Below are 22,479 nucleotides of genomic sequence, written 5' to 3'. Positions count from 1 at the left end.
TCAGACCTTCGCCGGGACGGGCTCGCGGACCTCGGCGGCGGCCTCGGCGGCGGCGGGCTCGGTGATCGCGGCCCCGGCGGCCCCGGTGACGGACTCGGACTGCGCGGCGGCCTCGGCGGCGGCGACCTCACGGTCGTGCTTGCGCAGCGACAGGACGGTGAGCGAGGCGATGACGACGACCAGGACGGAGAGGGCGTAGAAGCCGTTCTTCACGTTGGTGGAGTCGACCAGGAGCGAGATCAGGACGACGGCGATGGTGCCGGCGGCGAGGCCGAAGGCGTTGGTGGCACCGAAGACGAAGCCCGTCTTCTCCTCGGGCGCCGCGCTCATCAGGGCGGTACGGGCCGAGATGCGGGCCACGCAGAAGGCGATGGCGGCGAAGGGGATGACGGCCATCATGGCGTAGAGGTGGATGGACTCCATGGACAGGAGCACCGCGAAGGCGAGGTAGCCGATGAGGGCCGTCTTCAGCACGGTGGCCTTGGAGCTGATCTTCTTGAAGGCCCAGGCCGCGAACAGGGCGCCGATGCCGAACAGGGCGTCGACGATGCCGAGGTAGCCGGCGTTGGACTTGAAGCCCTCGATGACCAGGACCAGCATGATGCTGTTGCCGACGATGATCACGATGTTGCCGATGATGTACAGCAGCGCGAGACGGGCCAGCGGCGGGCGGGCGGCGGACAGGCGGGCGGCGGCGGCCGAAGCGGCCTTGGCCGCGGCCTCGGTGACGGCCTGGCCGGCCGGGCGGCGGCCGATGAAGAACAGCAGGACCGCGGAGAGCAGGAACGTGATCGCGTTGAAGTAGAAGAGCGACGTGGTGCCGACCCAGACGATCACCCAGCCGCCGAGGGCCGCCGAGGCGAGCGTGCCGGCCTGGATGGCGATCTCGGCGTTGCCGTTGAACTGGGCGAGCCGGGACTCCGGGATGCGCTCCTTGATCAGGGCGTTGCTGGCCGGGAAGAAGAGGGCCGCGGAGATCGACAGGATGAAGCTGGCGACGTAGCTGACGGTCGAGGGGTTACCGCCGAGGGCCAGCCAGATCGGCAGGCCGATCGCCGCGGCCGCGCTGGCCAGGTCGGAGATCATCGCCAGGGTGCGGCGGTCGAAGCGGTCGGCGAGCTTGCCGAAGAACAACGAGAGCGCCACCTGCGGGATGGTGACGGCGATCATCAGCCAGCTGACCGCGAGCATGGTGTTGGCTTCGGTGAACACCAGGTACGAGGCGGCGGTGAGCTGGATGCCGTTGCCCAGGTTGGTGATGAAGGTCGCGGGGATGAGCAGGCGTTCTGCCCGATTGGGACGGGGCGGGGCGATCGTGGACACAGTGCTCCTCGGAGGTCAGGCTCGGATGTCGGCCGGCACGGCCACGGGCTCGAAGGCCCCGACCGCGGTGGACAGGCGGGGGAGTCGCAGCACGGCGACGGGCTCGGCCGGGAAGGCGCCGGCCGGGAGGGTCAGGTCGGCCCCGGACCGTTCGGCACGGGCCGCGAGGTCGACGAGCAGCGGAGCGGCGCACGCGGTCAGCGTCCGGACGGCGAGGACGAGGTCTCCGAGGTCGGTCGGGACCTCCGCCGACACGCGGTCCGCCTGGCCCAGCAGCCGGTCGAGGTGCACGACGATCAGGTCCGCCGCCCGGTGGAGGCTGAAGCTCTCCAGCTCGTAGTGGGAGCGGAACCGTCCGACGACGATGCCCGCCTCCTCGGCGCCGGTCGGGGAGACCGGCAGCAGCGCGTCCGCCGGAAGTCCGGCGAGCAGCTCGTCCAGCCGGCCCGCGAGCCGGTTCCACGGCTGGACCAGCCGGGAGCTCGACAGGGTGTCGAGCGCCTCGTGGCTGAAGTTCGTGCGGGAGTGCTCCGGCGCCGTCAGCGCCAGGTAGAAGCGCACCAGGTCGCGCGGTACCTCGGCCACCAGATCGGCGGCCCAGACCACGTGGCCCTTGCTCGTGGAGAACTTCTGGTTCTCCAGTTCGTAGAACTCGTTCGACACGATGGCGTGCGGCTCGACGTACCGGTCGCCGTGCGCCATCAGCAGCGCCAGGTGCGTCATTCCCCAGAAGTAGACGTTGTCGAATCCGAGGAAGTACACGAGGTCGATGCCGTGCTCGGACAGCCAGTGCTCGTCGAAGCGGTCGGTGTGCTCACCGAGCTGCTCGGCCGCGTACCAGGTGCAGTACATCGAGGCGGCCATGCCCTCGGCCCAGGCGTTGAGGACCTGGCCCGGGGTCTCGGTGAACGGCGCCGGGATGCCCCACGCGGTCGGATAGGTGATCGGGAAGTCCGGCAGCGGCCGGTCCAGCGCCTCACGGACCAGCTGCGCGGTGTGCGGCCGCAGCACGTCCCGGTGCCTGACGTAGTAGTCGGCGAGGCGGTCCCGGTACTCCTCCATCGGCAGGACGAGGATCTGCGCCTCGCGGTGCGTGACCACGGCGTCCGGGTCGACGGTGGAGCGGGGACGCAGCAGCTCGTCGAAGTTGTTGGGGTGTCCGCAGGACTCGCAGAGGCCGCCGCGGCTCTCCACCAGGCACACCGGGCAGTCGCCGGCGACCAGGCCCTCCATCAGGTACTCGCCGGTGGCCTCGACGTACGGCAGCAGCACCGTCTTCAGACGGAACGCGCCCTCGCTGTGGAGGTCGGTGACGAAGTCGATGACGGTCTGGCGGTAGCCCTTGTCGAAGGGGGCGAAGCCGTCGACGGATATGCCGGCCGCCTCCAGGGTGGCGCGGATCTGCGTCGCGGAGCGCAGGGCCAGCTCCTCCGGGGTCAGACCGGCGCGGGCGGCGCTGGCCACCACGTAGGTCTGGCTGTCGTCGGTACCGCTGGTGAAGATCACCGGCCGGTCCGAGGCCCGCAGGTAGCGTGCGTACACGTCGCCCGCCAGGTACGGGCCCGCCAGGTGCCCGGTGTGCAGGTCCCCGTTCGGGGTCGGCGGCGGCGCGATGATGACCGTACGGCGTGTCATGCCTGGGCTCCTTCGTGGCGAGCTGCGAACCGCTGTGTCATGTCGAGGTCCCACCAGACGCTGTACATCTCGAAGTCCGCGTCGGACTCGTTGATCACCCGGTGCTCGGAGCCCGGGGTGAAGTGGACGATGTCCCCGGTCACGAAGGGCTTGCGGACGCCCTCCGACTCCAGGACGGCGGAGCCGGCGACGGCGATGAAGATCTCGTACTCGTGGTGGGCGTGGGCCGTCGAGGCGGTGCCGGGGCGGATCACGCACCAGGACCCCTCGAAGGGGGCGTTGAGCTCGGGCCAGGGCAGCAGCCGCTGGGCGTCCAGGCCGTTCTCGTGCGTCAGTCCGGCGCGGTCGAGTTGCTTGGTGAGCATGGGGGTGGGTCTCTCCTCGTCGGGCGGGTACGGCTCGTGGGGGTGCGCGGTCCTCAGACCGCGCCGGCGAAGGCGAGTTCGCGCGGGGCCGGGACCTCCGCGGACCGGGTCCGGCGGTGCGCGAGGATGTCCTGGGTGATCTCGGCGGAGCGGCCCGCGAGCACGCTGAGGAGCGAGTCGGCGATGCCGTGGGTGGCCTCGTTGACGCCCTGCAGGTAGCAGGCGCCGGTCGCGGGGCGGCCCAGGTCGAGCCGGTAGCGCCGGCTCACGTTGATCTCCTCCAGGCCGATCGACTGCGCGAGGGCCTTGACCGCCCACGGCATCTCTCGGACGAAGCCGGTGCCCAGCAGCACCAGGTCCGTACGCATCTCCCGCTCGGCTCCGGACTTGCGGTCGACGAGGGTGAGGACCACCTCGTCGCCGTCCATGCGGGCGCCGGTCACGTCCGTCATGGGGTGGATCGCCAGGCGCTCCTGGCCGGAGCGGCGGTCCTGGTAGAACTGCCGGTACAGGCCGTCGAGGGTGGCGGGGGAGAGGCCGCCGTAGTTGGAGCGGTACATCTCTCCGAGCAGCTGCTGGCGGGCCTCGGGCGAGGATCCGTAGAACTCGTCGATGAAGGACGTGTAGTAGAGCTCGTTGGTGAACTTGCTGCTCTCGTAGCCGTTCAGGCCGATGGAGCGCATGATCATCGTCGGCTTGCACTCCGGCAGGTCCCGCAGCGCGGCGCCGAACAGCTCGGCCGCGCTCTGCGCCCCGCCGATCACCGCGACGCGGTGCGGCAGGTCGGCCCGCACGTCGGCGATGCGCTGCGTGTACTGGGTGCTGTGGATGACGCGTTCGGCCGGCAGACCGTCGAACACGGCGGGGACGTGGGCGTCACGGCCCGCGCCGATCACGAGGTAGCGGCAGCCGATGGTGTCGCCGTCGGCAAGGGTGACCAGCCAGCCGGAGAGCTCGCCGTCGTCGCCCGTCACGGCCTCGACGCCGGCGCATTCGCGGCCGTATTCGACCTGCACCGTCTCCAGTTCATTGGCGACCCATTGCAGGTACTCGGATATCTCGCTGCGGTAGGGAACAAAACTCGCCAGATTGACGAAGGCGTCGAGCCTCTCCTGGGAGTGCAGGAAATTGACGAAGGAGAATCGGCTGGTCGGATTGCGCATGGTGACCAGGTCCTTGAGGAAGGAGACCTGGCTGAGCGCGTCGGGCAGCAGCATTCCCCGCTGCCACACGATGTCCTGCTCGCGCTCTATCAGCAGGGTGTCACCGGCCAGCTCGGGTGCGAGCTCCTCGACGGCGACCGCCAGCGCCAGGTTCGCCGGGCCTGCACCGACTGCGAGCAGTTCGACATTGCGATGCGCCATGGAAGTACCTCCAGATGGAACAGGTGGACAGGTTCGTACGGTCAGGCAGGACGGTTCTCGTCCTTGCGTTGCCTCCCGGGTGATGTCCACATTCCACGGCAGCGTCCGATTGCCCGGAAGGCGCCCGCGGCACGGACAATCAACTCGGACGAGGGCCTGGCGGGCGCTTTGATTGGCCGGTGTTCTCCCCTGCTTCCGGTCAATGCCGGACGCCATTTCCATGGGCCCGACGTAATCAGCTGCGTCACACACATCCGGCCGGCCCGGCCATCCCTCGGGCAGCCGGGCTTCCATCGCCACCCCATGAGAAGGAGCCCTCGTGCCGCTCACCGACTCCATCACCCCCGCCGGCGCCCTCTATCGCTCCGAGAGCCCCACGCGGGTGGCCACGCGCCGCCGTCTGCTGATGTGCCGGCCCCGGCACTACGACGTCACGTACTCGATCAACCCGTGGATGAACCCGCAGCACGCCACGGACAACGCGCTCGCCGTCAGCCAGTGGGAGGGCCTGCGCGACCTGTACCTCGAACTCGGCCACGTGGTCGAGGAGATAGATCCGATCGAGGGCCTGCCCGACATGGTGTTCGCGGCCAACGGCGCCACCGTCGTCGACGGCAAGGTCTTCGGGGCCAGATTCCGTCACGCGGAGCGCACCGCCGAGGGTCCCGCGTACCTGAAGTGGCTGGAGGGCCGCGGCTACACGGACACGCTGTGGCCCGAGTTCGTCAACGAGGGCGAGGGTGACATCCTCACCGTCGGCCGCCGCCTGCTGGCCGGTACCGGCTTCCGTACGGACCCGCGTTCGCACGCGGAGGCGCAGGAGTTCTTCGGCCTCCCGGTCACCTCGCTGACGCTGGTGAACCCGGAGTACTACCACTTGGACACCGCGCTGTCCGTGCTGTCGGACGACGAGGTCATGTACTACCCGGCCGCCTTCTCCCAGGGCAGCCAGGCCGTCCTGCGCGCGATGTTCCCCACGGCGATCCTGGCCACCGCCGAGGACGCGGCCGTCTTCGGTCTCAACGCCTTCTCCGACGGCCGCCACGTGCTCCTGCCCGCCGCTGCCACCGGCCTCCACGCCAAGCTGCGGGCGCGCGGCTTCGAGCCGATCGGGGTCGAGCTCTCCGAGCTGCTCAAGGCCGGCGGCAGCGTGAAGTGCTGCACGCTGGAGCTGCGCGACCGCTGAGCACCCGAGAAACCCTCCTGACCTGCGCGAGCGCGGTCAGGAGGGTTTTTTCGTGTCCGGTCCCGGCCCGGGCCGGGCTCGGCCTCTTCCTCGGGCTCTTCCTCCGCCTCGGCCTCGGCCTCGACGTCGATCAGAGATCGGCGGCGATCAGGTTCAGCAGGCCCGGGAAGCGCGCGTCCAGGTCCGCGCGGCGCAGGGTCGCCGCCCGGCTGTTGCCCCGGTCCACCTGCCGCACCAGACCCGCCTCGCGCAGGATCCGGAAGTGGTGGGTGGTCGTCGACTTCGAGACCGGCAGGTTGAAGGAAGCGCAGGTGCGCGCCGTGCCCTCCGGTTCCCTCAGCAGGGCGCCCACGACGCCGTAGCGCAGGGGGTCGGACAGCGCGTTCAGCACGGCCGCAAGGCTCATCTCCTCGCGGGAGGGGTGACCGTCCTCGTCGGGCATGGCGGCCCTCCTTCCTGAGGTACGGCTTGCATCATACCTCTCGCATGTGCCAGCTTAAGGTTCGATCAAAACCGAACCTGGTCGCCCGTCGGCCGGGCCGAACCCGGAACGGTGCCCCCATGCGTACGCAGACCACCCCGCCCGCCGCGCCACCCGTGCGGGCAACAGGACGGCCGGGCCGCGCCCTGCCCCTGGCCGCCGTACTCCTCGCGGTGTTCGTCGTCCCGATGTCGATCTCCGGCACTGCCGTCGCGCTCCCCGGCATCGGGGCCGACACCCAGGCAGGCCTCGCCCCCCTCCAGTGGGTGGTGAACGCCTTCAACGTCGCCTTCGCCTGCTTCACCCTCGTCTGGGGATCCGTCGCCGACATCGTCGGCCGGGTCAGGGCCTTCGCCGCCGGCGCCGCCGTCTACGCCGTGGCCTCGGCGGCCAGCGCCCTCGCCACCGACGTGCTGTGGCTGGACGGCGCCCGCGCGCTCGCCGGGATCGGCGGCGCGGCGATCTTCTCCTGCGGCGCGGCGATCATCGCGACCGCGTTCGACGGTCCTGCGCGCGCCAGGGCCTTCGCCCTGTTCGGCACCGTCGCGGGCGTCGGCGTGGCGCTCGGACCCTCGCTGGCCGGCTTACTCGTCCAGGGCCTCGGCTGGCGCTGGGTGTTCGCGGTCCACGCGGCCGCCCTGCTCCTCGTCCTGCTCGCGGTGCCCGCCGTTGCCGGGGCCGTGCCGGCGGACGGCGGCAGCGGTGCGCGCCTCGACCTGCCGGGCAGCGCACTGTTCGTCGCCGCCATGGTGCTGCTGACCACCGCCATCGTGCAGGGCTCGCAGTGGGGCTGGGTCAGCCCGGGCGTGCTGGGGCTGTTCGCGGCCGCGCTCGCGGTCCTCGCGGTCTTCGCCGTGGTCGAGGACCGCCGGGAACACCCCATGCTGGACCTGAGCGTGCTGCGCGACCGGCGCTTCGTCGGCCTGTGCCTGGTCCCGGTCGCCGCGTCCTTCGGCTTCGTCACCCTGCTCAGCCACCTGCCGAGCTACCTGACCGCCGCCGCCGGCCGCGACACCGCCGCCGCCGGCCTGATCATGCTGCTGCTCACCGCGCCCGTGCTGATCTGCCCGATGCTGGCCGCGAAGCTGGTCACCCGCGGGATCCCCGCGCTCACCCTGATCCACGTGAGCCTCGGCTGCCTGGTCGTCGGCGACCTGGCGCTCACGCTGTTCTCCCCCGACGTGAAGATCCTCGCCGTCGCCCTGCCGATGCTCGTCACCGGCGCCGGCATGGGCCTGTCGGCCGGCCTCGTCGACGGTCAGGCACTGGAGCTGATCGACCCGGCCAAGGCCGGCATGGCGGCGGGCTTCCTCAACACCCTGCGCCTGGGCAGCGAGGCCATCGCCGTGGCGGTGTACGGCTCGGCCCTCGCCACGGCGCTCGGCACCCGCGTCGACAACGGCATCGGCGACCACGCCGGCGCCTCGCACGCGGACCTGGTCGCCGCCCGGGCCGCGGGCGGCGACCTCGCCCGGGCCGCCGAACTGTCCGGGGCGGTGGACACCGAGGGCTTCGTCCGCTTCCTCGCCCGGTCCTACGACAGCGCCTTCCACACCGTCCTGTGGGGCCTCGCCGCGGTCTGCGCCGTGCTGTGCGCCGTGATCGCCGTCCTGCTGCGCGGCGGATCCGGCCGCAACAGCCGCCCTGCCCCCGCGGGAAACTCACCCGGGGACCGCGGCGTCTGACAGGTTGTCCGGCGCCCGGCCGAGGCCCGGCAACCCGGCGACCCGCCCCTTCCCGAGGACATGAAAAATGCCCTCCGACACTGCGTTTTCGCAGGTCGGAGGGCATTTACATGTGGAGCCTAGGAGATTCGAACTCCTGACATCTGCCTTGCAAAGGCAGCGCTCTACCAACTGAGCTAAGGCCCCGTGGAAGTGGACGCACCTCTCCCGCGTGGGAGGTGTGGTCGTTCCGCAGAACAGAGTACCGGGTGTACCCCCTCATCTCGCAAAATGATAGGGACTCCCGCCGTGCGACCACTCTCCGTAAGATGCTCGCGAGGTTCGCACCAGCGAAGGGGAGTAGTAAGAGTGGACGCAGTACAACAAGAGGCCACGGCCAGAGCCAGAGAGCTTCAGCGCAGTTGGTACGGGGAGCCCCTGGGAGCGCTCTTCCGCCGGCTCATAGATGACCTCGGCTTGAACCAGGCCCGCCTCGCTGCCGTCCTCGGACTGTCGGCGCCCATGCTGTCCCAGCTGATGAGCGGCCAGCGCGCCAAGATCGGGAACCCGGCCGTGGTCCAGCGCGTCCAGGCCCTCCAGGATCTCGCCGGCCAGGTCGCCGACGGGAGCGTCAGCGCGGGAGAGGCCACCGACCGGATGGACGAGATCAAGAAGACCCAGGGAGGATCCGTCCTCAGCAACAGCGGCCAGACCACCACCGGCTCCGGCGCGCCCACGGTCAAGCGGGTCGTCCGCGAGATCCAGTCGCTGCTGCGCTCGGTCTCCGCGGCCGGCGACATCATCGACGCGGCGAACACCCTCGCCCCCAGCCACCCGGAACTGGCAGAGTTCCTCCGGGTGTACGGCGCGGGCCGCACCGCCGACGCGGTCGCCCACTACGAGGCCCACCAGAACTGACACGCACGAGGGCGGACAACGGGTGACGGGGGACGGGCACAGCGATGGGTGAGGTCTTCGCCGGTCGGTACGAGCTGATCGATCCGATCGGACGCGGTGGCGCAGGTGCCGTATGGCGGGCCTGGGACCACCGCCGTCGACGCTACGTGGCGGCGAAGGTCCTCCTGCAGAGCGACGCCCACACGCTCCTGCGGTTCGTACGGGAGCAGGCACTGCGGATCGACCATCCGCACGTACTGGCTCCCGCCAGCTGGGCGGCCGACGACGACAAGGTCCTCTTCACCATGGATCTGGTCGGCGGCGGCTCGCTCGGCCATGTCATCGGGGACTACGGTCCCCTGCCTCCCCGCTTCGTGTGCACCCTGCTCGACCAGCTCCTGTCGGGGCTCGCCGCGGTGCACGCGGAGGGCGTGGTGCACCGCGACATCAAACCGGCCAACATCCTGATGGAGGCCACCGGAACCGGGCGGCCGCACCTGCGGCTGTCCGACTTCGGCATCTCCATGCGCAAGGGGGAGCCCCGGCTGACCGAGACCGACTACGTGGTCGGGACGCCGGGCTATTTCGCCCCCGAACAACTGCTGGGCGCCGAGCCCGACTTCCCCGCCGACCTCTTCGCCGCCGGGCTGGTCGCCCTGTACCTCCTCCAGGGCCGCAAGCCCGATTCCCGGGCCCTGGTGGAACACTTCGTCGCGCACGGCACCCCGGGTGCCCCCGAAGGGGTTCCCGCGCCGCTGTGGGACGTCCTCGCGGGTCTCCTGCAGCCGGATCCCGAGCGCCGCTTCCGGACGGCCACAGGGGCGCGCAAGGCCCTTGCCGAGGCCGTGGAGCTGCTGCCGCCGCCCGCCCCGGACGCGGATGCGGTCGAGGTGTTCGACCAACTCGGCCCGCTGCCCGCAGGCTTCGGCCCCGAGGGCCCGCTGAGCCCGACCGGCACACAGGGCACGCCGGTCGCCGCCCCGGTGCCCGCGCAGACGCCCGCCTCCGTGACGGTGCCCGCAGGGCCCGCCGGTACCGACCCGCGAGGTACGGCGCAGACCGCGCCCCAGGCTCCGGCCGCCGCCACGGTCCCGTATCCGGCCGGACCGGCGCAGGTGCCCTCGTACGGGCCCTCGGAGACGGGCAGCTTCCACCTGCCGCCGCCGTCCGTGCCGACCGCACCGCTGTCCCCGGCCCCGGACCCCGCGGCGCCGCCGGTCCGCACGGGCGGCGGGATCGCCCCGCCCCCGGCGAAGGCGGTGGCCTCGCTCCTCGCCGCGGCGCTGCTCTGCTTCGCGGTGGGCGTCTGGGCCCTCACGCAGCTGTAGCGCCGCGCCGCCGCCGCCCGAGCAGCATCCAGCCGCCCAGGACGAGCAGCAGGGCCGTCCCGGTGCCGAAGCCGGCGCCCGCCACGACCCGCATGGTCGAGTGCCGCTCGGCGGCCTCGGCCGCCTCGGGGGCGGTCAGCCCCTCCTTCGCGGCGGCCCGGTCCGCCTCGCCCACCCCGAAGCCGTCCGCGGCCGGACTGCCCTTGTACGCGGGCGCCTTGGCCGGCGTACCGGTGACGGTCAGGCGCAGCGTCAGCGGCACCGGCGCCGCGTCCTCGGTGAAGTCGGCGACCTTGGCGCCCATGGTGACCACGACGTAGTACCAGCCCGCGAGGGACACGGGCTGCACGCTCCGGTCACTGGCGAAGCGGTTCTCGTAGGCCACGGGAGGCGTCTTCCCCAGGGTGACCGCGGCCTGCTTGCCGTCGTACGAGATGTCCTTGTCGGAGATCGGGCCGCGGTACGGGCTGTAGAGCGAGACGGTGAGCCCGCCCGAGGCGGAGCCGTAGGTCCTGGTCATCTTCGCGGCGGACAGTTCGGCGCTCAGCCCCAGCTGCTGCCCCCAGTCCAGCGGGACCCGGTAGAAGCGGGTCTGGCCGGGCCGCATCTCGTCGCGCCACACGCCGGCGTCCAGGGCGCGGGCGTCGTTGAAGCCGGTGCCGCCGGTGCGGGCCACCGCCTCGGTCCCCGGCAGGACGGGCGGTCCCGAGGGCCAGGTGCTGGGGGCGGTGGTGGGGACGCCGGCTCCGCGGCCGGGTTCCCGCTGGACCTTGATCTCCAGCGGCCACGGGCTCTGGTCGTAGTCCTTGGCCGACGTACGCGTCACCTTGGCGTAGTACACGCCCGCGGGCGCGCACTCCCCGTCCTCCTTGCCCCACCGGACGCCGGCGGCGCTGATCGGGTAGGCGTCGTAGCCGAAGTTGGCCCGTCCCGCGCTGTCCTCGCAGGAGGACCCGGCGGTGGTCATGATCTCGACCTCGATGCCGTCGCCGCCGGAGACCTTCGCGCCCGCCGGGGGACGGACCACGGCGGAGACGTAGACGTTGGACTCGTCCTTGTCGAGGACGAGCCGGTACACGCGCTCCCCCGGGCCCATCCTGTCCCGGTAGACGCTCCCGGCCTCGATCTCCGGTGCGTCCGCCGTGGAGAGCGTGCCCTCGATCGCCTTGGCGCCGTCCGCGGCCCGGTACGTCGGGAGGGGCGCGGGCGCGGCCCCCTCCGCGTACGCGGCGGACCCGGACAGGCCCACCACCACCAGCCCCAGGGCCGCCGCCCACACCGTCGTCCGTACCCGAACCATCACGCCCACCCCGAGTTTGCTAGCGCAAGCCAAATCTTTTCATAACGGAATTTTTCGTCACAGAACAGCACAAAGCCCCGGCCGCAGCGGCAGCCGGGGCTTCATGGGATCAGCCTTGGGTCTCACACACCGGAACCAGAGGGCACGGAGTCAGTTGCCTCCGTCCACAGGTCCTGCTCGGCGCGGTCCGCCTGGATCTGGCGGTACACGAGGAGCCCGCCGATGGCGGCCAGTGCGACCAGGAGCAGCTTCTTCACCGCGCGACCTCGTCTTTCGTTGACGTAGGGGACTTCTGGCGCCCAACAATACACACCGACCGATACCGATCGGTGACCTGGCGGTGCGCCAACTGGCCCAACGAAGAAGACCCCCAAGCCTTGGCCTGGGGGTCTTCGACACTGTGGGGCTAACAGGATTTGAACCTGTGGCCTCATCCTTATCAGGGATGCGCTCTAACCAACTGAGCTATAGCCCCATCCGCGCTGCGCGCTGACTCCTGAAGATTAGCGCACAGACCCGGTCAGGCCAAAATCCGTTGCCGGGAGGCGTCTGCGCAGGTCATCCGACCCGTCACGGGCGCTTCGCCGCAGGACCTACTCGTCCTCGGCGAGGGTGAGCTCCACACCGCCGACGAAGCCCGCCGACAGGTTGTAGATGAACGCGCCCAGCGTCGCCAGTGCTGTCGCCAGCACCACGTCGATCACCGCGATGACCGATGTGAAGATCAGAACGCGCGGCAGCGACATGAACGCCTGCAGGTCGAAGCCGTTGCCCTCGTTGGACCCGGTCGCCTCGCTGATGGTGCCGCCGACGGTCGAGAAGACGCCCATGGCGTCCATGACCATCCACAGCACCGCCGCCGCCACGATGGTGCAGATGCCCAGCGCGATCGACAGCAGGAAGCTGACCTTCATCACCGACCACGGGTCGGCCTTGGCCACCCGCAGCCGGGCCTTGCGCGTACGGGGAGCCGTACGGACCCCCGTACGCGGCTTGCGCTGTGCGCCCGCCCCCGTACCGCCCCGCGGCGTCCCCGGGCCCGAGGGCGCCGCGTAGGCCTGCGGCGGGTGGTACGGCTGTGCGGGCTTGTCCTGGCCGGCGTCGGCGTCGACCGCCGGCTGCGGTCCTCGGGTGTCCGTCACGGTTCCCCCCTGGGAGTCCGCGGCGGGGCCACGGGCACCGTTCGCTCCAGTCTTGGCCGGTCCGGCGCCCGTGGCTCCACTCACGACTTACTCCTCGTGCTCCCCGGCCGAAGGCTGCGTGCCCTCGGCTCCCTCGATGGCCTGTACGTCGGCCACCTCGGTCTCGTTCTCGTCGGCCTCGACCTCGTCAGCTTCCTGACCGGCCTCGGCGTTGCGGGCGATGCCGACCACGGCATCACGCTTGCCCAGGTTGATCAGCTGGACGCCCATGGTGTCACGGCCGGTCTCCCTGACTTCGTTGACGCGCGTACGAATCACACCACCGCCGAGCGTGATGGCGAGAATCTCGTCGCTCTCGTCGACCACGAGCGCCCCCACGAGCGACCCGCGGTCCTCCACGATCTTGGCGGCCTTGATGCCCAGACCGCCACGGCCCTGGACGCGGTACTCGTCCACCGGCGTCCGCTTGGCGTAGCCGCCGTCGGTCGCGGTGAAGACGAACGTACCCGGCCTCACCACGCTCATGGAGAGCAGTTCGTCACCTTCACGGAAACTCATGCCCTTCACGCCCGAGGTGGCGCGGCCCATCGGACGCAGCGCGTCGTCGGTCGCCGTGAAGCGGATCGACTGCGCCTTCTTGCTGATCAGCAGCAGGTCGTCCTCGGCGGACACCAGCTCCGCTCCGATCAGCTCGTCGTCGCCGCCATCCTCGGTCTCCCGGAGGTTGATCGCAATGACACCGCCGGAACGGGGCGAGTCGTAGTCCTTGAGCGCCGTCTTCTTCACCAGGCCGCCCTTGGTGGCCAGGATCAGGTACGGCGCCGCCTCGTAGTCGCGGATCGCGAGGATCTGGGCGATCTTCTCGTCCGGCTGGAAGGCCAGCAGGTTCGCCACGTGCTGCCCGCGGGCGTCGCGGCCGGCGTCCGGCAGCTCGTACGCCTTGGAGCGGTAGACCCGGCCCTTGTTCGTGAAGAACAGCAGCCAGTGGTGCGTGGTGGAGACGAAGAAGTGGTCGACCAGGTCGTCCTGCTTCAGCTTCGTGCCGCGCACGCCCTTGCCGCCGCGCTTCTGCGAGCGGTAGTCCTCGGTCTTGGTGCGCTTGACGTAGCCGCCGTGCGTGATCGTGACGACGATGTCCTCTTCGGCGATCAGGTCCTCGATGGACATGTCACCGTCGAAGGGCACCAGCTTCGAGCGCCGGTCGTCGCCGAACTTCTCGACGATCGCCGCCAGTTCCTCGCTGACGATGGAGCGCTGGCGCGACTCCGAGGCCAGGATGGCGTTGTACTCGTTGATCTTGGCCTGGAGCTCGTCGTGCTCGGCGACGATCTTCTGGCGCTCCAGGGCCGCGAGGCGGCGGAGCTGCATCTCCAGGATCGCGTTCGCCTGGATCTCGTCGATCTCCAGGAGGCCCATCAGGCCCTCGCGCGCGATCTCGACCGTGTTGCTGCGCCGGATCAGCGCGATGACCTCGTCGATCGCGTCCAGCGCCTTGAGCAGACCGCGCAGGATGTGGGCGCGCTCCTCCGCCTTGCGCAGGCGGAACTTCGTGCGCCGGACGATGACCTCGATCTGGTGCGTCACCCAGTGGCGGATGAAGGCGTCGATCGACAGCGTGCGCGGCACGCCGTCCACCAGCGCCAGCATGTTCGCACCGAAGTTCGTCTGCAGGTCGGTGTGCTTGTAGAGGTTGTTCAGCACGACCTTCGCGACGGCGTCCCGCTTCAGGACGATCACCAGGCGCTGGCCGGTCCGCGACGAGGTCTCGTCACGGACGTCGGCGATGCCGCCGACCTTGCCGTCCTTCACCAGGTCCGCGATCTTCTGCGCGAGGTTGTCGGGGTTGGTCTGGTACGGGAGCTCCGTGACCACCAGGCACTGGCGGTTCTGGATCTCCTCGACCTCCACCACCGCGCGCATCGTGATGGAGCCGCGACCGGTCCGGTACGCCTCCTCGATGCCCTTGCGGCCCACGACCAGGGCGCCGGAGGGGAAGTCCGGTCCCTTGATCCGCTCGATGAGCGCGTCCTGGAGCTCCTCGTGGGTGGCCTCCGGGTGCTCCAGCGCCCACTGCGCACCGGCCGCGACCTCGCGGAGGTTGTGCGGCGGGATGTTGGTCGCCATGCCGACCGCGATGCCGGCGCTGCCGTTGACCAGCAGGTTCGGGAAGCGCGCCGGGAGCACGGTGGGCTCCTGGTTGCGGCCGTCGTAGTTGTCCTGGAAGTCGACGGTCTCCTCGTCGATGTCCCGGAGCATCTCCATGGCCTGCGGCATGAGCTTGCACTCGGTGTAGCGCATCGCGGCCGCCGGGTCGTTGCCCGGGGAGCCGAAGTTGCCGTTGCTGTCGACCAGCGGCATGCGCATCGACCACGGCTGGGCCAGGCGGACCAGGGCGTCGTAGATCGAGCTGTCACCGTGCGGGTGGTAGGTACCCATGACGTCGCCGACGACGCGGGCGCACTTGTAGAAGCCCTTCTCGGGCCGGTAGCCGCCGTCGTACATCGCGTACAGCACGCGGCGGTGCACCGGCTTGAGGCCGTCGCGCACGTCCGGCAGGGCGCGCGAGACGATGACGGACATCGCGTAGTCGAGGTAGGAGCGCTGCATCTCCGTCTCGAGCCCGACGGGCTCGATGCGCATCACGGGCTGCTCCTCCGCAGCGTTCTCGGCGTTCTCTGCGGTGGGGGTGGTTTCGTCGGCCATTGCTGGTCAGAAGTCCTTTCAGGCGGCGGTCAGCGGAGCCGACTCAGATGTCGAGGAAGCGGACGTCCTTGGCGTTGCGCTGGATGAAGGAGCGCCGCGCCTCGACGTCCTCACCCATCAGCACCGAGAACAGGTCGTCGGCCTGCGCCGCGTCGTCCAGCGTGACCTGGCCGAGGACCCGGTGGTCCACGTCCATGGTGGTGACGCGCAGTTCCTCGGCGTTCATCTCGCCCAGACCCTTGAAGCGCTGGATCGAGTCTTCCTTGATGCGCTTGCCGTTCTGCTTGCCGAGCTCCACCAGCGCGTCGCGCTCGCGGTCCGAGTACGCGTACTCGAAGTCGTCCCGGCCCCACTTGATCTTGTAGAGCGGCGGGCGCGACAGGTACACGTGACCGGCCTCGACCAGCGGGCGCATGAAGCGGAAGAGGAAGGTCAGCAGCAGGGTGTTGATGTGCTGGCCGTCGACGTCGGCGTCCGCCATCAGGATGATCTTGTGATAGCGGAGCTTCTCGATGTCGAAGTCCTCGTGCACACCGGTACCGAAGGCACTGATCAGCGCCTGGACCTCGGTGTTCTGGAGGATCTTGTCGATACGGGCCTTCTCGACGTTCAGGATCTTGCCGCGGATCGGCAGGATGGCCTGGTACATCGGGTTGCGGCCGGACTTCGCGGAGCCACCGGCCGAGTCACCCTCGACGATGAAGATCTCGCACTTGGTCGGGTCGTTCGACTGGCAGTCGGACAGCTTGCCCGGCAGCGAGGCGCTCTCCAGCAGACCCTTGCGACGGGTGAGGTCACGGGCCTTGCGGGCCGCGACGCGCGCCGTGGCCGCCTGGATCGACTTGCGGATGATGTCCGCGGCCTCGACCGGGTTGCGGTCGAACCAGTCGTTGAGGTGCTCGTGGACGACCTTCTGCACGAAGGTCTTGGCCTCCGTGTTGCCCAGCTTGGTCTTCGTCTGGCCCTCGAACTGGGGCTCGCCCAGCTTGACCGAGATGATCGCGGTCAGACCCTCGCGGATGTCCTCGCCGGCGAGGTTGTCGTCCTTCTCGCGCAGCAGCTTCTTGTCGCGCGCGTAACGGTTCACCAGACCCGTCAGGGCCGCACGGAAGCCCTCCTCGTGCGTACCGCCCTCGTGCGTGTGGATCGTGTTCGCGAAGGAGTAGACACCCTCCGTGTACTGCGAGTTCCACTGCATCGCGATCTCGACCGAGAGCATGCGCTCGTTGTCCTCGGCCTCGACGTCGATGACGGTCGGGTGGATGAGCTCACCCTTGCGCGAGTTGAGGTACTTCACGAAGTCGACGATGCCGCCCTCGTAGTAGTACTTCACCGTGCGCGCCGTGGGCTCCGCCGTGTCCGCGTCCGGGTCGTCCGCGCCGACGGTCGCCTTCGCCGACTCGCGCTCGTCGGTCAGCGTCAGGGTGAGGCCCTTGTTGAGGAAGGCCATCTCCTGAAAGCGCCGCGACAGCGTCTCGAAGGAGTACTCGGTCGTCTCGAAGATGTCGCCGTCGGCCCAGAAGGTGACCGAGGTGCCGGTCTCGGCGGTCTCCTCGTTCTTGGCCAGCGGGGCCGTCGGGACGCCCAGCTTGTAGTCCTGGGTCCAGCGGTGGCCGTCCGTCCTGACCTCGACCGCGACCCTCGTCGACAGGGCGTTCACGACGGACACGCCGACACCGTGCAGACCGCCGGAGACGGCGTAGCCGCCACCGCCGAACTTGCCGCCCGCGTGCAGGACCGTGAGGACGACCTCGAGGGCGGGCTTGCCCTCGGACGGCACGATGCCGACCGGGATACCGCGGCCGTTGTCCACCACGCGCACCCCGCCGTCGGCGAGGATCGTCACGTCGATGGTGTCCGCGTGCCCTGCCAGCGCCTCGTCGACCGAGTTGTCGACGACCTCGTAGACGAGGTGGTGCAGACCACGCTCACCCGTCGAGCCGATGTACATTCCCGGCCGCTTGCGGACCGCGTCCAGGCCCTCGAGGACCTGGATCGCACTGGCGTCGTAATTCTTCTCGTTGGAGTCGCCGGAATCGGCCACGAAGCGCCCTCTCTGGCACAGCGCAGCCCGTACCCCGGACCAGCAATGCACCGGCGGGAGCGGCCGCGTCGATCTGCGTTGTCTGCGTGATCCCGCGAACGGGCGGGATTCTCGTTCAGTCTACCGGTACCACTGACATGAATGGGGGTTTGCCGGTACCTGAGTCCGCATGTGCCGCCCTGAACCTCCTCTCTCCGACTCCCCACATTCAGGAAGGGGCTCAAAGAGGCTCACGCGGGCATCCAGCCCCTCGGGCTGTCAACCTCCGACTACCGTGAGGGACACCACCACGAACCACCGCCCGAGGGCACCGCCGGCGGCATCGCTCCAGCCCCGCCGGCGGCGTTGCCCAGCCCCGCCGGCGTGTGAGCCGCGGGTCCGGGGCGGCGCCCCGGGATCCCGGCGCAGCCGGGCTCCGGCCCCGCAGGGCCGCGGTCTCAGCCGTAGGTGTCGCCCGGACCCTTGCTGCCCGGCGCCCGCCACGGCCCGTACCCCTTGGGCCGCCCGCCGGGCCCCTGCACCTTGATCATCCGGACCGTGCCCTGCCCCAGATCCGCGTTCAGCCGCGCGACCAGCTGCGGAGCCAGCAGCTTCAGCTGGGCCGCCCATGCCGAGGAATCGCACCGCACGACCAGTTCACGGTCCTCGTACCGCTCCGGTTCACAGTGGGCCGCGATCTCCGGGCCGACGATCTCCGGCCAGCGCTCCATCACGCCCGCCACCGCCATCGGCATCTCCCAGCCGCGTTCGGTGCGCAGCCGGTCCAGCGCCGCCATCAGCGGCATCGGGTCCCGGCCGTCCGCGCGGGCTCCCGAGCGCAGGCCCGGCTGCTGGCGCCGCTTCCCGCCGGCCGCGTTGCCCCGGGCCCGGGCCTGCTCGCGCGCGGCCGCGAGGGCCTGGCGCGCGAGGTCCACCCCGGAGGCCTCCGGGGTCCTGCGGCCCTCCTGCGGGTCCTTGCCGTTGTCGTTCACAGCCTGGTCACCTCACCGCCGGACACCCCGAACCGCGTACCCACCAGCACCCCCGGGACGTCGTCGTCCACCGCCGCCGTCACCAGCACCTGCTCGCCCGGCGCCACCAGCTCGGCCAGCCGCTCCCGGCGCCGGGTGTCCAGCTCCGCGAACACGTCGTCCAGGATCAGCACCGGCTCGCTGCCCTCCGAGCGCAGCAGCTCGTACGAGGCCAGCCGCAGGGCCAGCGCGTACGACCACGACTCGCCGTGGCTCGCGTACCCCTTCGCGGGCAGCTCCCCCAGCCGCAGCAGCACGTCGTCGCGGTGCGGGCCCACCAGGGTCACCCCGCGTTCGATCTCCTGCTTGCGCACCTCGGCCAGCGCGGACAGCAGGACCTCGTAGAGGTCCTCCCGGGTGCGCGCCGCGCCGCTGTCCACCGGCTCGCCTGCCGAGGACTTGTACGCCAGACCCAGCGGGCCGCCGCCGGGCGCGAGCTGCTCGTACGCCTTGTCCGCCAGCGGCAGCATCGTCGCGATCAGATCCAGCCGCTGTGCCAGCAGCTCCGCGCCCGCGCGGGCGAGGTGCTGGTCCCACACGTCGAGGGTGGACAGGTCCAGGGAGCGCCCGCCGTGCCGGCGGGCCATCGCCGCGGACTTCAGCAGGGTGTTGCGCTGCTTGAGCACCCGCTCGTAGTCGGAGCGGACGGCGGCCATCCGCGGGGAGCGCGCCGTGACCAGCTCGTCCAGGAACCGGCGCCGCTCGCCCGGGTCGCCCTTGACCAGGGCCAGGTCCTCCGGCGCGAACAGCACCGTCCGTATGATCCCCAGCACGTCCCGCGGCCTGACCTGCGAGGACCGGTTGATCCGGGCCCGGTTCGCCCGCCCGGGATTGAGCTCCAGCTCCACCAGCTGCTGGCGCTCGCCCTGGGTGACGGCCGCCCGGATGATCGCCCGGTCCGCGCCCATCCGCACCAGCGGGGCGTCCGAGGAGACCCGGTGACTGCCGAGGGTCGCGAGGTAGCCGATCGCCTCGACGAGGTTGGTCTTGCCCTGGCCGTTGGGGCCCACGAAAGCCGTGACGCCCGGGTCGAGGGGAACCTCGGCCCGGGCGTACGAGCGGAAGTCGGCCAATGAGAGATGCGAAACGTGCATACGGCGCCGACCTCCCCCGGCTTCCAACTGCTCGCTGTGGTGCTGTGCTGCTGCCTGCTCTGAGCCGCTAGGCCTTCTCGACCGCGTGGCCGCCGAACTGGTTCCGCAGGGCGGCGATCATCTTCATCTGCGGGGAGTCGTCCTGCCGCGAGGCGAAGCGCGCGAACAGCGACGCGGTGATCGCGGGCAGCGGTACGGCGTTGTCGATCGCCGCCTCCACCGTCCAGCGTCCCTCGCCGGAGTCCTGTGCGAAGCCGCGCAGCTGCTCCAGGTGCTCGTCCTGGTCGAGGGCGTTCACGGCCAGGTCCAGCAGCCAGGAGCGGATGACGGTGCCCTCCTGCCAGGAGCGGAAGACCTCGCGGACGTCGGTGACCGAGTCCACCTTCTCCAGGAGCTCCCAGCCCTCGGCGTAGGCCTGCATCATGGCGTACTCGATGCCGTTGTGGACCATCTTCGCGAAGTGGCCCGCGCCGACCTTGCCGGCGTGCACGGCGCCGAACTCGCCCTCGGGCTTGAGGGCGTCGAAGATCGGCTGGACCCGGGCGACGTGGTCCTTCTCGCCGCCGTACATCAGTGCGTAGCCGTTCTCCAGGCCCCACACGCCGCCGGAGACACCGCAGTCGACGAAGCCGATGCCCTTGGCCGCCAGCTCCTCGGCGTGCTTCTCGTCGTCGGTCCAGCGCGAGTTGCCGCCGTCGACGACGATGTCGCCGATCGAGAGCAGCTCGGCGAGCTCGTCGACGGTGGACTGCGTCGCGGCACCGGCCGGGACCATCACCCACACGACTCGGGGGGCCGGCAGGCTGTCCACAAGCTCCCGCAGGCTGTGGACATCCGCGAGGTCCGGGTTGCGGTCGTATCCGATGACGGTGTGGCCTGCGCGGCGGATGCGCTCGCGCATGTTGCCGCCCATCTTGCCGAGACCGACGAGACCAAGCTCCATCAGGTGGTTCCTTAAGCGTTGTGGCCGTCTTTGCCGGGGTGCCCGTGGATCCCGGGGACACCCCCGGGCCCCGAGCCTACGCCGGGGCGCGCCACCCGGCTTCATGGGGCGCGCGCGGCCGTTCAGGTGTTCCCGCAACGTGCTCAGGCCCGGCCTCGCTGACCGCGAAACCGGGCCTGACCTGGGAAGAATCAACCGGAGAGGCGCACCGGCATGATCAGGTACTTGTACGTCTCGTCGGCTTCCGCGTCGAGCGCCGGACGGCCGCTGAGCAGCGCGGGCTTGGTGGACGTGGTGAAGCTGAGCTGGGCCACCGGGGAGGCGATCGCGCTCAGGCCGTCCAGCAGGAAGGTCGGGTTGAAGGCGATCGAGATGTCGTCGCCGTCGAGCTGGGCGTCGACCCTTTCCACAGCCTGTGCGTCGTCGGAGGAGCCTGCCTCCAGGATCAGCACGCCCTGCTCGAAGCTGAGGCGGACCGGGGTGTTGCGCTCGGCCACCAGGGCCACGCGCTTGACGGCCTCGACGAAGGGCGCGGTCTCGATCACGGCGATCGAGTTGAACTCCGTCGGGAAGAGCGTCCGGTACTTGGGCAGGTCGCCCTCGAGCAGCCGGGTGGTGGTGCGGCGGCCGGCGCCCTCGAAACCGATCAGGCCCTCGCCCGCACCGGAGCCGGACAGCGCCAGGGTCACGGTGTCACCGCTGGTCAGCGAGTTGGCGATCTCCTGGAGCGTCTTGGCGGGCACCAGGGCCACGGCCGACGCGTCCGGGTTCTCCGGCTTCCACAGGAATTCGCGGACCGCGAAGCGGTAGCGGTCGGTGGAGGCCAGGGTGACGCGGTCGCCCTCGATCTCGATGCGGACACCGGTCAGCACGGGCAGCGTGTCGTCGCGGCCGGCGGCGGTCGCCACCTGCTTGGCGGCGGAGGCGAAGACCTCGCCGGCCACGGTGCCGGTGGCGGTCGGCATCTGCGGCAGTGCCGGGTACTCCTCCACAGGCAGGGTGTGGAGTGTGAATCGCGAGGAGCCGCAGACCACGGTCGCCCGTACACCGTCTGTGGAAATCTCCACCGGGCGGTTGGGGAGGGCGCGGCAGATGTCGGCGAGCAGCCGGCCGGAGACCAGGACGGTGCCGTCCTCCTCGACGTCCGCCTCGACGGAGACCCGGGCCGAGACCTCGTAGTCGAAGCCGGAGAGGCTCAGCGTGCCCTCCTCGGCCTTCAGCAGCAGTCCCGCGAGAACGGGCACCGGCGGCCGGGCCGGGAGGCTACGGGCGGCCCAAGCCACCGCCTCCGCCAGTACGTCGCGCTCCACCCGGATCTTCACCGGAACCGCCTCCTGCTGTTGCTCGCTCGTCTGCCGGCCTTCGTCGTCGGCTCGTCGATGCCTCGACCGATGCCGGGGACCAGTCTGACGTACGGCGCCGACACTCGGTGCGGCTGGCGGTCAAGTCGGGAGCGAGGCGTCGGGGCGGGCTCTCGACGAGTTGTGCACAGGACCCGCTTGAAAACCGAAACCGGCCTAACTCTCTATGGGGGTAGTAGTAGGGCCTGTGGAAACGGTGGATAAGCCCGTTCTCGCAGGTCAACCCCGGTTTTTTATCCACCGACCCTGTGGGTGACACCGGTGGACAACCCCGTGTCCCTGTGGAGAACAAAAAGTTCTGCACAGGCTGTCCCCAGGTGACCCCGATTAGTCCACAGGTGCGTCCCCAGCTTTCCCCCGGTACTCCACAACCCAAACGTCTACATCCGTGTGACCGCTTTCACTCCGGACGGTGAGAGGGGGTGGTGCGTTGCCGAACAGTGGACAAGGGTGTGGAGAACACAGCGGATCCTGTGCACAGGAGGTGGAAACCTGTGGGCCGACGGTGGACAACGCCGTGGACAGCGCTGTGGACGAAATAGTTGTCCACAGCCTGTGGATGACGTTTGTGCACAATTCCACAGGGTCCTGACCTGCCCTGATGGAGACTCACCCCGCATGCCTGTGGACAGATTGTGG

18 protein-coding genes and 2 tRNA genes are annotated in these 22,479 nt (G+C 70.2%); 4 read left to right on the top strand and 16 right to left on the bottom strand.

The window, feature by feature from the left end; genetic code table 11:
* From OG444_RS19705 to OG444_RS19690, 4 genes are read right to left on the bottom strand one after another with little or no spacing between them, the layout of a single operon-like run.
* Positions 1 to 1,323 carry an MFS transporter gene (locus OG444_RS19705; RefSeq protein ID WP_327263396.1) on the bottom strand — a complete coding sequence of 441 codons (1,323 nt, stop codon included), beginning with the start codon at positions 1,321 to 1,323 and terminating at the stop codon, positions 1 to 3.
* Between the two features lie 15 nt (positions 1,324 to 1,338).
* Positions 1,339 to 2,958 (bottom strand): class I tRNA ligase family protein, encoded by a 1,620-nt coding sequence (locus OG444_RS19700; protein WP_327263395.1) that lies wholly within the window; start codon positions 2,956 to 2,958, stop codon positions 1,339 to 1,341.
* Complete coding sequence (locus OG444_RS19695; protein ID WP_327263394.1) at positions 2,955 to 3,323, bottom strand: cupin domain-containing protein; 369 nt, start codon at positions 3,321 to 3,323, stop codon at positions 2,955 to 2,957. The genes OG444_RS19700 and OG444_RS19695 overlap by 4 nt, the downstream gene beginning before the upstream one ends.
* 53 nt (positions 3,324 to 3,376) lie before the next feature.
* Positions 3,377 to 4,687: a SidA/IucD/PvdA family monooxygenase gene (locus OG444_RS19690; RefSeq protein ID WP_327263393.1), complete on the bottom strand. Its 1,311-nt coding sequence runs from the start codon at positions 4,685 to 4,687 to the stop codon at positions 3,377 to 3,379.
* Between the two features lie 319 nt (positions 4,688 to 5,006).
* On the opposite strand from OG444_RS19690, the gene ddaH reads away from it, so the two are divergent.
* Positions 5,007 to 5,873, top strand: a complete 867-nt coding sequence (gene ddaH / locus OG444_RS19685; protein WP_383198152.1) for a dimethylargininase — start codon at positions 5,007 to 5,009, stop codon at positions 5,871 to 5,873.
* Between the two features lie 130 nt (positions 5,874 to 6,003).
* Here the strand turns inward: ddaH and OG444_RS19680 are convergent, their stop codons facing one another.
* The gene (locus OG444_RS19680; protein ID WP_327263392.1) at positions 6,004 to 6,315 is read right to left on the bottom strand and encodes an ArsR/SmtB family transcription factor; all 312 of its coding nucleotides are present in this window, start codon (positions 6,313 to 6,315) and stop codon (positions 6,004 to 6,006) included.
* A 119-nt stretch (positions 6,316 to 6,434) separates the two neighbouring features.
* Here OG444_RS19680 and OG444_RS19675 point away from each other — a divergent pair, with 119 nt between their 5' ends.
* The gene (locus tag OG444_RS19675) at positions 6,435 to 8,039 is read left to right on the top strand and encodes an MFS transporter (RefSeq protein ID WP_327263391.1); all 1,605 of its coding nucleotides are present in this window, start codon (positions 6,435 to 6,437) and stop codon (positions 8,037 to 8,039) included.
* Positions 8,040 to 8,152: 113 nt separating this feature from the next.
* Here OG444_RS19675 and OG444_RS19670 read toward each other — a convergent pair.
* A tRNA-Ala gene (locus OG444_RS19670) sits at positions 8,153 to 8,225 on the bottom strand.
* A 162-nt stretch (positions 8,226 to 8,387) separates the two neighbouring features.
* Here OG444_RS19670 and OG444_RS19665 point away from each other — a divergent pair.
* Positions 8,388 to 8,936 (top strand): helix-turn-helix domain-containing protein, encoded by a 549-nt coding sequence (locus OG444_RS19665; protein WP_030383913.1) that lies wholly within the window; start codon positions 8,388 to 8,390, stop codon positions 8,934 to 8,936.
* A 44-nt stretch (positions 8,937 to 8,980) separates the two neighbouring features.
* The gene (locus OG444_RS19660; RefSeq protein ID WP_327263390.1) at positions 8,981 to 10,243 is read left to right on the top strand and encodes a serine/threonine-protein kinase; all 1,263 of its coding nucleotides are present in this window, start codon (positions 8,981 to 8,983) and stop codon (positions 10,241 to 10,243) included.
* Here OG444_RS19660 and OG444_RS19655 read toward each other — a convergent pair.
* The 10 genes from OG444_RS19655 to dnaN form a co-directional block, all read right to left on the bottom strand.
* On the bottom strand, positions 10,230 to 11,543 hold the full coding sequence (locus OG444_RS19655) for a hypothetical protein (protein WP_327266862.1): 1,314 nt from the start codon (positions 11,541 to 11,543) through the stop codon (positions 10,230 to 10,232). The genes OG444_RS19660 and OG444_RS19655 overlap by 14 nt on opposite strands.
* Positions 11,544 to 11,665: 122 nt before the next feature.
* On the bottom strand, positions 11,666 to 11,800 hold the full coding sequence (locus tag OG444_RS19650) for a DLW-39 family protein (protein WP_208809277.1): 135 nt from the start codon (positions 11,798 to 11,800) through the stop codon (positions 11,666 to 11,668).
* A 144-nt stretch (positions 11,801 to 11,944) separates the two neighbouring features.
* A tRNA-Ile gene (locus OG444_RS19645) sits at positions 11,945 to 12,018 on the bottom strand.
* Positions 12,019 to 12,136: 118 nt separating this feature from the next.
* The gene (locus OG444_RS19640) at positions 12,137 to 12,685 is read right to left on the bottom strand and encodes a DUF3566 domain-containing protein (RefSeq protein WP_327263389.1); all 549 of its coding nucleotides are present in this window, start codon (positions 12,683 to 12,685) and stop codon (positions 12,137 to 12,139) included.
* Positions 12,686 to 12,772: 87 nt separating this feature from the next.
* Complete coding sequence (gene gyrA / locus OG444_RS19635; RefSeq protein ID WP_327263388.1) at positions 12,773 to 15,388, bottom strand: DNA gyrase subunit A; 2,616 nt, start codon at positions 15,386 to 15,388, stop codon at positions 12,773 to 12,775.
* A gap of 43 nt (positions 15,389 to 15,431) precedes the next feature.
* Positions 15,432 to 17,453 (bottom strand): DNA topoisomerase (ATP-hydrolyzing) subunit B, encoded by a 2,022-nt coding sequence (gene gyrB, locus OG444_RS19630; RefSeq protein WP_327266861.1) that lies wholly within the window; start codon positions 17,451 to 17,453, stop codon positions 15,432 to 15,434.
* A gap of 416 nt (positions 17,454 to 17,869) precedes the next feature.
* Positions 17,870 to 18,403 (bottom strand): DUF721 domain-containing protein, encoded by a 534-nt coding sequence (locus OG444_RS19625; protein ID WP_327263387.1) that lies wholly within the window; start codon positions 18,401 to 18,403, stop codon positions 17,870 to 17,872.
* Entirely contained in the window at positions 18,400 to 19,536 is a 1,137-nt protein-coding gene (gene recF / locus OG444_RS19620) for a DNA replication/repair protein RecF (RefSeq protein ID WP_327263386.1), read from the bottom strand. The genes OG444_RS19625 and recF overlap by 4 nt, the downstream gene beginning before the upstream one ends.
* A 67-nt stretch (positions 19,537 to 19,603) precedes the next feature.
* On the bottom strand, positions 19,604 to 20,479 hold the full coding sequence (gene gnd / locus OG444_RS19615) for a phosphogluconate dehydrogenase (NAD(+)-dependent, decarboxylating) (protein WP_327263385.1): 876 nt from the start codon (positions 20,477 to 20,479) through the stop codon (positions 19,604 to 19,606).
* A 191-nt stretch (positions 20,480 to 20,670) separates the two neighbouring features.
* Entirely contained in the window at positions 20,671 to 21,801 is a 1,131-nt protein-coding gene (gene dnaN / locus OG444_RS19610) for a DNA polymerase III subunit beta (RefSeq protein WP_327263384.1), read from the bottom strand.
* Positions 21,802 to 22,479: the final 678 nt, after the last annotated feature.

Source organism: Streptomyces sp. NBC_01232 (genome assembly GCF_035989885.1).
Lineage (GTDB): Bacteria > Actinomycetota > Actinomycetes > Streptomycetales > Streptomycetaceae > Streptomyces.
This window is presented reverse-complemented; position numbering and strand designations above follow the sequence as displayed.